The sequence below is a fragment of the Streptomyces synnematoformans genome, from assembly GCF_039531005.1.
GTDB lineage: Bacteria > Actinomycetota > Actinomycetes > Streptomycetales > Streptomycetaceae > Streptomyces > Streptomyces synnematoformans.
The window spans coordinates 1-12018 of sequence record NZ_BAAAPF010000225.1 but is presented as its reverse complement, the minus strand read 5'-3'; the positions used below and the strand labels follow the sequence as shown (position 1 = coordinate 12018).

Sequence of the window (12018 nt, the reverse complement as noted above, 5' to 3'; positions counted from 1 at the left end):
CGCGGCGAGGCGGCGCTCGCCCGGCTGCTGCGCACCGCCGCGGTCTCGGCCTTCCGCCCGCTGCTGCTGGCCGTCGCGACCGTCACCGTCGCCCCGGTGCGGAGCACCGGCCGCCCCGGCCGCCGGTGGGGCCGTACCCGCGCCCCCCGCCCGCAGCCGCACCTGCTGCACTCGGTCCTGCGGCGTGGCCCGCCGTGCCCGGCCGCTGCCTGATCCGGCAGCACCGCCGACCCAGCACGTCACAGGCCATACCGACCACATACGAGGACCTCCCACCATGAGCAAGCGAAACAGCCAGGAAGCCAAGCGCGCCGCGCGCGAGCGGCTGCGCATCGAGCGCGAGAAGCAGGCCAAGAAGGAGAAGGTGCGCCGGCAGCTCTTCGTCGGCGGTGCCGTCGTCGGCCTGCTGGCCGTCGTCGGCGGCGTCGCCTTCGCGGTCACCAGCCTCGGCGGCGACGACGACGGCAGCGGCAAGGACTGGGGCGCCGCGAAGAACGCCAAGCTCGTCCAGCCCGCGAACGCCGAGGGCGAGAAGGGCACCACCGTCGTGCTCGGCGGCAAGGACGCGGAGAAGACGATCGACGTGTACGAGGACCTGCGCTGCCCCGCCTGCGCGCAGTTCGAGCAGCAGCTCGGCGAGCGGGTCAAGAAGGGCGCCGAGGACGGCAAGTACCAGCTGCGCGTGCACCTCGGCGACATCATCGACGGCAACTTCGGCGGCAGCGGCTCCAAGAACGCCGCCAGCGCCCTGGGCGCCGCCCTGGACGTCAGCACCGAGGCGTTCAAGGAGTACCACGGGCTGCTCTACTCGGCCGAGCACCACCCGGCGGAGAACGAGGACAAGTTCGCCGACAACGACTACCTGCTGGACGTCGCCAAGAACGTCGACGAGCTGAAGGGCAACAAGCAGTTCCAGAAGAACATCAACAAGGGCACCTTCGACAAGTGGGCCCTGGAGATGATCAACAGCTTCGAGGACGCCGGCATCCAGGGCACGCCGACGATCAAGATCGACGGCGAGCAGGTCGAGGGCTCGGCGCTCCCCGCGGAGCTGGACAAGCTGGGCGCGTAGCCGCCGCGCCGACCCCGCGCTACGCGGCGGAGCGGCCGTCCAGCTCCGCCGCGAACGCGTCCGCCACCCGCCAGGCGGACTGCGTCGCCTCCGCGTCGTAGTCCGCCAGGCCGGGGTCGGTGAACAGGTGCCCGGCGCCCGGGTAGCGGAAGACCTCCACGTCGGCGCCGGCCCGCCCCATCCGCAGGTACCAGGCCGTCTGCCAGTCGTGCGTCTCGAACGGGTCGGGGTCGGCCACGTGCAGCTGCACCGGCAGCTCGCCGGAGGCGGCCACGGCGCCGTCGGCGACGTCGGACGTGCCGTGCATCAGCAGCAGCCCTCGCGCGTGCTTGTCGGCCAGCGCCAGGTTCTGCGCCAGTGCGCCGCCGAGCGAGAAGCCCGCGTACAGCACCCCGCCCGCCGAGTGCGGTGCCGCGGCCCGTACGGCCCGGGCCAGCAGCTCGTCCGTCCCGATCGCGTCCCTGACCTCCCTGCCTTCCTCGACCGTCGCCGGCGTACGCCCGTCGAAGAGGTCGGGGACGACCACCTCGTGCCCGGCGGCGCGCCAGCGCTCCGCCGTCGCGTGCACGGCCGGACGCACTCCGTACACGGAGTGGAAGAGCAGAATCGTCATGCGCCCATCCTGGCAGATACGGTCAGGAGGATCCGCGTTCGAAGGAGGCTCACGTGTCCACCGAGGATGTGCTCCGGCCCGTCCTGGTCATCGGCGGCGCCGCGGCGGTCACCGCGATCGCCGGGGTGGTGGTCGACCTGCTGCTGCGCCGCGCCGACGCGCGGCACCCCGAGACCCCGATATGGGGGCTGCTGCGCAGCTGCCGGGTGCCGCTGCAGCTCGCCGTCCTGACGTCGATCCTGATGGGCACGTACGAGCGCACCGACCTGACGCACAGCGACGACGGCCGCGCGGTCGTCGACCGGGTGCTGACGCTGCTGCTGATCGCGTCCGTGGCGTGGCTGCTGACGAAGGTGCTCGCGGTCGCGGTGGAGCTGACGTACCACCGCTACAAGGCCAAGGCCCGCGACTCCGCCCGCCGCCGGCGGGTGCGCACGCAGCTGACGCTGATCCAGCGCGTGGTGATGTTCGTCATCTGCACGGTCGCGGTGGCCGCCATGCTGCTGACGTTCCCGCAGATGCGGACGGTGGGCGCCTCGATGCTGGCGTCCGCCGGCGTCATCGGCATCATCGTGGGCATCGCCGCCCAGTCCACGCTGGGCAACCTCTTCGCGGGGCTGCAGATCGCCTTCGGCGACCTCGTGCGCATCGGCGACACGGTCGTCGTCGAGGGCGAGTGGGGGAAGGTCGAGGAGATCACGCTGACGTTCCTGACGGTGAAGACCTGGGACGAGCGCCGCATCACCATCCCCGTGTCGTACTTCACCGGCCAGCCCTTCGAGAACTGGTCGCGCGGCGGCGCCGAGATGACCGGCACGGTCTTCCTGCACCTGGACCACAGCACACCGGTGCCCGCGCTGCGCGAGCGGCTGCACGAGGTGCTGCTCGGCTGCGCACACTGGGACGGGCGGGGCTGGAGCCTGGTGGTCACGGACACCACGCCGACCACGATGGAGGTCCGCGCGCTGGCCACCGCGCGGAACGCGGACGCGCTGTGGGACCTGCGCTGCCTGGTGCGCGAGGAGCTGATCGGCTGGCTCCGGGAGAAGCACCCGTACGCGCTGCCGAAGGTGATGACGGCGCAGGCGCCGCTAGACGGCGCCCCCGCGCACGCTCCGGACGTCAAGCTGCCGTAGGACGCGGTCCACGATCTCCGGGTCGCAGCCCTCGCTGCGGGCGGCGAGCAGCTCGTGCCGGGCCGCGGACAGCAGCTCGGCGCTGATCTCCCGGCCGGTGCGCAGCCGCTCCAGCCGCCGGGCGTGCGCCTCGCGGCGGTCCTCGTCCACGAGGTCGGGGTAGAGGCGGGTGGCGATGCCGTAGGCGGCCCGCTGCAGCTGCTCCGCGCTGTCCTCCGGCAGCTCCTGGACCTGCTCGATCTCCGCCAGCCGGGCCCGCGCCGCCTTCGCGGCGCGCAGCGCCAGCCTGCGCTCCAGCCGCCGCTCGGCCTCGGTGTCGGCGCTGACGCCGAGCCGCTTGACCAGCCGGGGCAGGGTCAGGCCCTGGCAGACCAGGGTGGCCAGGACCACGGCGAAGGTGAGGAACAGCAGATCGCCGCGGTGCGGGAACGGGCCGCCGCCGTCCGCCTCCACCGGGATGGCCAGCACCAGCGCCACCGAGGCCACCCCGCGCATCCCCGCCCACCACATGACGACGGTCTCCCGCCAGGTCGTGGGGATCTCCTCGGCCTCGTCCGGGTGCCCGCCGCGCCGGTGCAGCCGCTGCGCCAGCCAGGAGGCGGGCAGCAGCCACAGCAGCCGTACGCCCACGACCACGCCCACGACGGCGGCGGCCGCGCCCACCAGCGCCCCGTCGAGGTCGCCGGAGCCGACGACGGCGTGCAGCTCAAGGCCGATCAGGCCGAAGGCGATGCCGGTGACGAGGGTGTCCACGACGTCCCAGAAGCTGCGCTCGGCGAGCCGGCCGAGGACGTCGTCGGCGTCCGTGGCGTGCTCCGACAGGTACAGCGCGGTGACGAGCACCGCCAGCACCCCCGAGCCCTCGGACTCGTCCGCGACGAGGTACGCGGCGAACGGCACCGGCAGCGTGCAGCCGATCTTCAGCGTGGGGTCGTCGAGCAGCCGCATCAGCCGCTCCGTGGCCCAGCCGAGGGCGAAGCCGACGGCGAGCGCGACGACGGCGGACAGCGCCAGCATGCCCGCGGCGCCGGTGACCGAGAAGGTGCCGGTGACCGCCGCGGCGATGGCGACGTGGTAGAGCACGATCGCGGTGACGTCGTTGAAGAGCCCCTCCCCCTCCGGGATCGACACCAGCCGGCGCGGCAGCCCGAGCGAGCCGGCGACGGAGGTGGCGGCGATCGGGTCGGGCGGCGCCACCAGCGCGCCCAGCGCCACGGCGGCGCTTGGGTCTGTGCCCTTGCGGCAGCCCGGGGACGGCGGCCTGCACGGTGGCCGCGACGGCCGCGGTGGTGACGAAGACCAGCGCGACGGCGAGCAGCAGGATGGGGCGCAGGTTGGCCGCGAACTGCCGCCAGGAGGTGCGCTGGACGGCGGCGTAGAGCAGCGGCGGCAGCACCAGCGGCAGGATGTGGTCGGGCGGGATCTCGACGGTCGGCACGAAGGGCAGCAGCGCCAGCACCCCGCCGAGCAGCGTCATCAGCACCGGCGCCGGCAGCCCGAGCCGCCGGCGACGGGGACGGTGACCAGGGCGCCGAGCACCAGCGTGAGCTGGCCCATCGCGCCCGGGTCCCGTCGGCCGTCAGGCGCTGTCGGCGCGTACGGTGTCGAGGGCCTGCCGCAGGTCCTCGGGGTAGTCCGACTCGAACTCCACCCACCTGCCGTCCTCTGGGTGCTCGAAGCCGAGCCGGACGGCGTGCAGCCACTGCCGGTCCAGGCCGAGCCGCCGGGCGAGCGTGGGATCGGCGCCGTACGTGAGGTCGCCGACGCAGGGGTGCCGGTGGGCGGACATGTGCACCCGGATCTGATGGGTGCGGCCGGTCTCCAGCTTGATGTCGAGGAGGCTGGCGGCGCGGAACGCCTCCACGAGGTCGTAGTGCGTGACGCTGGGCTTGCCGTCGGCGACGACGGCCCACTTGTAGTCGTGCACGGGGTGGCGGCCCACGGGGGCGTCGATGGTGCCGCTGAGCGGGTCGGGGTGGCCCTGGACCAGCGCGTGGTAGCGCTTGTCGACCGTACGCTCCCGGAACTGCTGCTTCAGCAGCGTGTACGCCCGCTCCGACTTGGCCACCGCCATCAGCCCCGAGGTGCCGACGTCCAGCCGGTGCACCACGCCCTGCCGCTCGGCGGCGCCGGAGGTGGAGATGGCGTAGCCCGCGGCGGCCAGGCCGCCGACGACGGTGGGCCCGCTCCAGCCGGGGCTGGGGTGGGCGGCGACGCCGACGGGCTTGTCGACGACGACCACGTGGTCGTCGTCGTAGACGACGGTCATCCCGGGCACCGGCTCGGCGACGACCCGCACGGGCGCCGGCGGCGCCGGCATCTCGACCTCCAGCCACGCGCCGGCCGTCACCCGGTCCGACTTGCCGGCCTCCCGCCCGTCGACGAGGACCTTGCCGGTGCCGGCCAGTTCGGCGGCCTTGGTCCTGGAGAACCCGAACATCCGGGCGAGCGCGGCGTCGAGCCGCTCGCCTTCGAGGCCGTCGGGTACGGGCAGGGTGCGGATCTCGGGCACGGTACTCACCCGGGAAGTATCGCAGGCGCGTGCGGGCTCCCCGGACAGCCGCAGTCAGCCGCGGTGGACCGTGCCGTCCGGGTCCAGGCCGCGGAAGGACAGGACCACGATGAGGATGCCGCCGCAGACGATCGCGGAGTCCGCGAGGTTGAACACGGCGAAGTGCTCGGGGGCGATGAAGTCCACGACGTGGCCCTCGAAGAAGCCCGGGGAGCGGAAGAGGCGGTCGGTGAGGTTGCCGAGGGGGCCGCCGAGCAGCAGTCCGAGCGCGACGGCCCAGGGCAGGCTGTAGAGCTTGCGCGCCAGCCGGGCGATCACCCCGATGACGAGCACCGCGATCAGCGTGAAGATGACGGTCATCGACTCGCCGATGCCGAACGCCGCGCCCGCGTTGCGGACGACCTGGAAGCGCAGCAGGTCGCCGACGACCTCGATGGAGCGGTTGTCCGGCTCCAGTTCGGCGACGACGATCAGCTTCGTGACCAGGTCGAGGACGTAGACGAGGGCGGCGACGGCGAGGAGGACGCCGATGCGCCTGCGGCCGCGGGCCGCCGACCCGGGAGCGCCGTCCGCGCCCTCGTCGGATGCGTCGGATGCGTCGGCCGAGTCGGATGCGCCGGTCGCCTCGGACGCGCCGCCCGTGTCGGCTGCGTCGGTGGGGCCGGTGGGGTCGGCCGCGGTGCCGGCCGTGTCCTTCCCGTCCGCCGCGGCGGCGCCCTCGTCCTCCCCGCGGGGCTCCGTGGCGTCCCCGCTGATCCGCTCCGCCTCTGTCACGTGTGCCCTCCGGTGCGCTGACTGGGGTCGAGCGTACGACACACCCGTACGAGCCGTCGCACCACAGCCCGTAACCGCCGCAGACGGCCCCGTCAGCGCCTCCGGCGCACCCTCAGCGGCGCTCCTGCCGCTGCTTGCACTCCACGCAGAGGGTGGCCCGCGGGAACGCCTGCATCCGCGCCTTGCCGATCGGCTTGCCGCAGGACTCGCAGAGTCCGTACGTGCCGTCGTCCAGCCGCACGAGGGCGCGCTCGGTCTGCATCAGCCGCTCCCGGGCCCCCGCGGCGAGCGCCATCTCGTGCTCGCGTGAGATGTTCTTCGTCCCGGTGTCGGCCTGGTCGTCGCCGGCGCCGCCGCCGGAGTCGCGCATCAGCCCGCTCACGGCCTCCTCGGAGGCGCGGATCTCGGACCGCAGGCTCGCGACCTCGTCCAGCAGCCCCTGGCGGGCCTCTTCGACCTCCTCGGGAGTCCAGGGGTCCTCCCCCGGGCGCACGGCCAGCTCCCCCGGCCCGGCCGGGGCCGTCCCGCCCGCCGCCTCGGCGACCGGGGCCTCCACAACCTGCGTCTTCTTTGCGACCACCGTCTTGGCTCCCGTCTTCTTCCCCGGAGACGTCCTGGTGGACGTCTTCCTGGCCGCCGCCTTCTTCGCCGGCTTGCGCGCCGGGGCGGCGGCCCGTGCCGCGGTTCTCCTCGCGGGCTCGGTCCCTTCGGCCGGCGCCTTCCGGGCCGCGGCCTTCTTCGCGGGCGGCGACTTCTTCGCGGGGGCGGCCCTGCCCGCGGCCGCCCCGGTCGCCGCCGTCTTCTTCCCCGTGGCCTGCTTCTTCGCGGCCTTCTTCGTCGTCGTCTTCTTCGCGGCCTGCTTCTTCGCGACCTTCTTCGTCGCGGTCTTCGTCGTCGCGACCTTCTTCGCGACCTTCGTCGTGGCCTTCTTCGTCGTGGCCTTCTTCGCGGCCCTCTTCCCCGGGGTCTTCTCCCCCGCCGCCCGCTCCCCGGGGGTCTTCTTCCCGGTGGCCCGGCCTGCGGCGGCCTTCTTCGCCGGCGCCTTCTTTGCCGCCTTCTTCGCCGTGGTCTTCTTCGCTGTGGACTTCTTCGCCGCCGGCGCGGTCTTCTTCGCAACCATGGCCGGGACCCCTTCACATATTGTGATCTTGTTCGCGAACGGTGCCGGAACGATAAATCGACACTGCGTCCGCGGCAACAGGGCACGCCACGGCTGACCGGTCTCCAACCGTTGTGCCCAGCCGCGCGCCCGGTAATCCCGGGCGCGCGCCGTACCCGCCCGGTGACGGCGCTGGGCCGAACGGCCGAGCCGCCCCCCGCGGAAACCCGGTCGGCGGCGCGGGCCCCGTGCCCGTACACTGTCGGCAAGCGACAGGTGTGGATGGGGACGAGTAGCTCCGTACGCAGCCGAGGAGCGACCCGGGGACGGTGCGAGCCCGGGCGGTGTGCGCGGAGCGAAGATCACCCCGGAGCCGCCGGAGGAAAGCCCCCGGGCGAGTAGAACCGGCAGCGCTGCCCCAAAAGAGGGGGCGGTGGGCGCGCGGTGCGCGCTCCGCCGCCAAGGAGGGTGGTACCGCGGGAGCCCCGGCTCTCGTCCCTCCGGTTCGGCCGTCAGCACGCCAGCCGGAGGAAGAGCCCCCGATGACCACGCCCCTGTACCGCCCGGTCCCCGCCCAGGTCGACCTGCCCGCCCTCGAACACGCCGTGCTCGACTTCTGGCGCGAGCAGAAGATCTTCGCCCGCTCCCTGGAGCAGTCCGAGGGCCGGCCCGAGTGGGTCTTCTACGAGGGCCCGCCCACCGCCAACGGGATGCCGGGCGCGCACCACATCGAGGCCCGCGTCTTCAAGGACGTCTTCCCGCGCTTCCGCACCATGCGCGGCTACCACGTGGGCCGCAAGGCCGGCTGGGACTGCCACGGGCTGCCGGTGGAGCTGGCGGTGGAGAAGGAGCTGGGCTTCAACGGCAAGCAGGACATCGAGGCGTACGGCATCGCCGAGTTCAACGACAGGTGCCGCGCCTCGGTCCAGCGGCACACGGACGCCTTCGCCGCGCTGACCGAGCGCATGGGCTACTGGGTCGACCTGGACGACGCGTACTGGACGATGAACTCCGAGTACGTGGAGTCCGTCTGGTGGTCGCTGAAGCAGATCCACGACAAGGGCCTGCTCGTCGAGGACTACCGCGTCTCCCCCTGGTGTCCGCGCTGCGGCACCGGCCTGTCCGACCACGAGCTGGCCCAGGGGTACGAGACCGTCGTCGACCCCTCGGTCTACGTCCGCCTCCCCCTCACCTCCGGCCCGCTGGCCGGCGAGGCGGCGCTGCTGGTGTGGACGACGACCCCGTGGACCCTCGTGTCCAACACGGCGGTCGCCGCCCACCCCGACGTCACGTACGTCGTGGCCACCGACGGCGAGGAGCGGCTGGTCGTCGCCGAGCCGCTGCTGGAGAAGGTGCTCGGCGAGGGCTGGGAGCCGACGGGGCGGACGTTCACCGGGCGGGAGCTGGAGCGCTGGACGTACCGCCGCCCGTTCGACCTCGTGAAGATCGAGGGCGCGCACTTCGTCGTCAACGCCGACTACGTCACCACCGAGGACGGCACCGGCCTGGTGCACCAGTCGCCCGCGTTCGGCGAGGACGACATGCGGACCTGCAAGTCGTACGGCCTGCCCGTGGTCAACCCCGTCCGCCCCGACGGCACCTTCGAGGCGGACCTGCCCCTGGTCGGCGGCCAGTTCTTCAAGAAGGCGGACGAGGCACTGGTCGCCGATCTCCAGGCGCGCGGGCTGATGTTCCGGCACGAGCCGTACGAGCACAGCTACCCGCACTGCTGGCGCTGCCACACCGCGCTGCTCTACTACGCGCAGCCGTCCTGGTACATCCGCACCACCGCGGTCAAGGACGCCCTGCTGCGCGAGAACGAGCGCACGAACTGGCACCCGGACTCCGTCAAGCACGGCCGCTACGGCGACTGGCTGAACAACAACATCGACTGGGCCCTGTCCCGCAACCGCTACTGGGGCACCCCGCTGCCCATCTGGCGCTGTGCCGAGGACCACCTCACCTGCGTCGGCTCGCTGGCCGAGCTGAGCGAGCTGACCGGCACCGACCAGTCCGGCCTCGACCCCCACCGCCCGTACGTCGACGAGGTCGACTTCTCCTGCCCCGCCGACGGCTGCACGCTGCGGGCGCAGCGGGTGCCGGAGGTCATCGACGCCTGGTACGACTCCGGCTCGATGCCCTTCGCCCAGTGGGGATACCCGTACCAGAACAAGGACGTCTTCGAGGCCCGCTACCCCGCGCAGTTCATCTGCGAGGCCATCGACCAGACCCGCGGCTGGTTCTACACGCTGATGGCCGTCGGCACGCTGGTGTTCGACGAGTCCAGTTACGAGAACGTGGTCTGCCTCGGGCACATCCTCGCCGAGGACGGCCGCAAGATGTCCAAGCACCTGGGCAACACCCTGGAGCCCATCCCGCTGATGGACCGGCACGGCGCCGACGCGGTGCGCTGGTTCATGGCCGCCGGCGGCTCGCCCTGGGCGGCCCGGCGGGTCGGCCACGGCACGATCCAGGAGGTCGTGCGCAAGACCCTCCTGACGTACTGGAACACGGTCTCCTTCCAGGCGCTCTACGCCCGCACCGCCGGCTGGGCGCCCACCGCGGCCGACCCGGCGCCCGCGGACCGGCCGCTGCTGGACCGCTGGCTGCTCGGCGAGCTGGCCGAGCTGACCACCCGGGTGACCGAGGCCCTCGACGGCTACGACACCCAGCGCGCCGGCAAGCTGCTGTCCGCGTTCGTCGACGACCTGTCGAACTGGTACGTGCGCCGCTCCCGGCGGCGCTTCTGGCAGGGCGACGCGGCGGCGCTGCGCACCCTGCACGACGTGCTGGAGACGGTGACGCGGCTGCTGGCCCCGGTGGTGCCGTTCGTCACCGAGCGGGTCTGGCAGGACCTCGTGGTGCCCGTCGTGCCGGACGCCCCGGCCTCGGTGCACCTGTCGGCGTGGCCGGAGCCGGCCGGCCCGGGCGCCGTGGCGTTCGACCCGGAGCTGTCGCGGCAGATGCAGCTCGTACGGCGCCTGGTGGAGCTGGGCCGGGCGTCGCGGGCGGAGTCCGGGGTGAAGACCCGGCAGCCGCTCTCGCGGGCGCTGGTGGCCGCGGCGGGCTTCGAGTCGCTGCCCGGGGAGCTGCGCGCGCAGATCGCCGAGGAGCTGAACGTGACCGCGCTCGCGGCCCTGGCTGAGGCTGCCGGTGGCGGGGCCGGCGGTGCGGGCGCCGACTCGCTGGTGGACACCACCGCGAAGGCCAACTTCCGGGCGCTGGGCAAGCGGTTCGGCAAGCGGGTGCAGGACGTGGCCAGGGCCGTCGCCGCGGCGGACGCGGCGGCGCTGTCGGCCGCGCTGCGGGACGGCGGCACCGCGACGGTGGACGTCGACGGCGAGACGGTGACGCTCTCCCCGGACGAGGTGATCATCACGGAGACCCCGCGGGAGGGCTGGTCGGTGGCGTCCGACTCGGGCGCGACCGTGGCGCTGGACCTGGAGATCACGCCGGAGCTGCGCCGCGCGGGCCTGGCCCGGGACGTGATCCGGCTGGTCCAGGAGGCGCGGAAGAACTCCGGCCTCGACGTCGCGGACCGCATCCGGCTGCGCTGGTCGACGGCCGACCCGGAGGTCCGGCAGGCGCTCACGGACCACGCCGGGCTGATCGCGGAGGAGGTCCTGGCGACGGACTTCGCGGCGGGTGACGCGGACGCGGCAGAGGCGGCAGACGGGGCGGCGGGCTACGGCGAGCCGTTCACGGACGAGCCGCTGTCCCTGACGTTCCGGCTCGCCCGGGTCTGACCCGGCCCGTACCGGCGGCTGTACGGTGCCGGGCCGGGCCCGGCACCGTACGCGATCCGCCGCACTCTCCGGCAGAAGCCTCCGTACGCCCGGGACGGGCACGCAGAAAGGGCCGGGCCCCGCGGCGAGCGTTCCGCGGGACCCGGCCCTCTGCGATATGCCGACGACCGTCAGGCCGTGTTCAGTTGTCGTCCTCGTCGATGAGGAAGCCGCGCATCGGCGACGGCGGCTGCTGCATCGGCCCGCCCTGCGGGCGCACCGGCGCCATGGGCTGCGTCATCGCCGGGGACATCTGCTGCTGGCCGCCGTACGACGGGCCGCCGGCGGGCTGCTGCCCGCGGGACGGCATGCCGCCGCCCTGCTGACCGCCCATCGAGCCGCCCCCCATGCTCGGCGGGCCGCTCATGGCGCCGGCGCCGGCCGGGGCCATCGACGGCGCCGGGGCGGGAGCCGCCGCGGCGGGCAGCGAGGCCGCCGCCGGGGTACGGGGCGGGGCGAGCGAGTCGTCCGCCTGGTTCTCCAGCTGGCGCAGCTGCGACTCCAGGTACGACTTCAGCCGGGTGCGGTACTCGCGCTCGAAGCCGCGCAGGTCCTCGACCTTGCGCTCCAGCGTGGCGCGCGCGGACTCCAGCGAGCCCATCGCCACGCGGTGCTTCTCCTGCGCGTCCCGCTCCAGCGCGTCGGCCTTGGCGCGCGCGTCGCGCTCCAGGCCCTCGGCGCGGCTGCGGGCCTCGCCGACGATCTTGTTGGCCTCGGCACGGGCCTCCGCGATCGCCTGGTCGGCGGTCTGCTGCGCCAGCGAGAGCACCCGGGCGGCGCCGTCACCCTGGGGGCCGCCCTGCTGGGGACCGGGGCCGCCCTGCTGCGGGCCGGGGCCGCCGTGCTGCGGCGGGCCGCCGACGTGCTGCTGCTGGGGCGGGCCGCCGTGCTGCTGCTGGGGCGGGCCGCCGTGCGGGGCGTGCTGGGGACCGCCGGGGCCGCCCGGGCCGCCGGGACCCGTCGCGCCGTGGCCGTGCGGACCGTGACCGGGGCCGCCGGGGCCGCCCGGGCCGCCGGGACCACCGGG

At 73.8% G+C, this 12018-nt stretch carries 8 protein-coding genes and 2 pseudogenes; 4 read left to right on the top strand and 6 right to left on the bottom strand.

The genetic code is table 11. The features are described from left to right. A pseudogene (locus ABD317_RS26340) lies at positions 1–213 on the top strand (hypothetical protein); the annotation flags it as partial. 64 nt (positions 214–277) lie between these two features. After that, a complete protein-coding gene (locus ABD317_RS26335) occupies positions 278–1072 on the top strand; it encodes a thioredoxin domain-containing protein (protein ID WP_344292617.1) in 795 nt (264 codons plus the stop codon). Positions 1073–1091: 19 nt separating this feature from the next. Here ABD317_RS26335 and ABD317_RS26330 read toward each other — a convergent pair whose 3' ends face one another. Next, complete coding sequence (locus ABD317_RS26330) at positions 1092–1685, bottom strand: dienelactone hydrolase family protein (protein WP_027753682.1); 594 nt, start codon at positions 1683–1685, stop codon at positions 1092–1094. A gap of 53 nt (positions 1686–1738) precedes the next feature. On the opposite strand from ABD317_RS26330, the gene ABD317_RS26325 reads away from it, so the two are divergent. Further along, complete coding sequence (locus ABD317_RS26325; RefSeq protein ID WP_344292614.1) at positions 1739–2821, top strand: mechanosensitive ion channel family protein; 1083 nt, start codon at positions 1739–1741, stop codon at positions 2819–2821. On the opposite strand, the pseudogene ABD317_RS26320 reads toward ABD317_RS26325, so the two are convergent. The 4 genes and pseudogenes from ABD317_RS26320 to ABD317_RS26305 all read right to left on the bottom strand — a co-directional run bounded on the left by ABD317_RS26320 (position 2777) and on the right by ABD317_RS26305 (position 7227). Beyond that, a pseudogene (locus ABD317_RS26320) lies at positions 2777–4378 on the bottom strand (Na+/H+ antiporter). The gene ABD317_RS26325 and the pseudogene ABD317_RS26320 sit on opposite strands and share 45 nt — an antisense overlap. A gap of 22 nt (positions 4379–4400) precedes the next feature. Then, positions 4401–5342 carry an RluA family pseudouridine synthase gene (locus ABD317_RS26315; RefSeq protein WP_344292612.1) on the bottom strand — a complete coding sequence of 314 codons (942 nt, stop codon included), beginning with the start codon at positions 5340–5342 and terminating at the stop codon, positions 4401–4403. 45 nt (positions 5343–5387) lie between these two features. Next, positions 5388–6107, bottom strand: a complete 720-nt coding sequence (lspA, locus tag ABD317_RS26310; protein WP_344292610.1) for a signal peptidase II — start codon at positions 6105–6107, stop codon at positions 5388–5390. A gap of 112 nt (positions 6108–6219) precedes the next feature. Further along, on the bottom strand, positions 6220–7227 hold the full coding sequence (locus ABD317_RS26305; protein WP_344292608.1) for a TraR/DksA family transcriptional regulator: 1008 nt from the start codon (positions 7225–7227) through the stop codon (positions 6220–6222). Between the two features lie 521 nt (positions 7228–7748). Here ABD317_RS26305 and ileS point away from each other — a divergent pair. Further along, positions 7749–10952, top strand: coding sequence for an isoleucine--tRNA ligase (gene ileS, locus ABD317_RS26300; RefSeq protein ID WP_344292606.1), 3204 nt, complete (start codon positions 7749–7751; stop codon positions 10950–10952). A 181-nt stretch (positions 10953–11133) separates the two neighbouring features. On the opposite strand, the gene ABD317_RS26295 is transcribed toward ileS, so the two are convergent. Next, positions 11134–12018 (bottom strand): cell division protein DivIVA (locus ABD317_RS26295; protein ID WP_344292604.1); only part of this gene is annotated, 885 nt, incomplete at its 5' end.

What these genes read in the sequence shown, in the direction of transcription:
- ABD317_RS26335 (WP_344292617.1), top strand. Translation starts at nt 278, where the DNA reads ATGAGCAAGCGAAACAGCCAGGAAGCCAAGCGCGCCGCGCGCGAGCGG.
- ABD317_RS26330 (WP_027753682.1), bottom strand. Translation starts at nt 1,685, where the DNA reads ATGACGATTCTGCTCTTCCACTCCGTGTACGGAGTGCGTCCGGCCGTG.
- ABD317_RS26305 (WP_344292608.1), bottom strand. Translation starts at nt 7,227, where the DNA reads ATGGTTGCGAAGAAGACCGCGCCGGCGGCGAAGAAGTCCACAGCGAAG.
- ileS (WP_344292606.1), top strand. Translation starts at nt 7,749, where the DNA reads ATGACCACGCCCCTGTACCGCCCGGTCCCCGCCCAGGTCGACCTGCCC.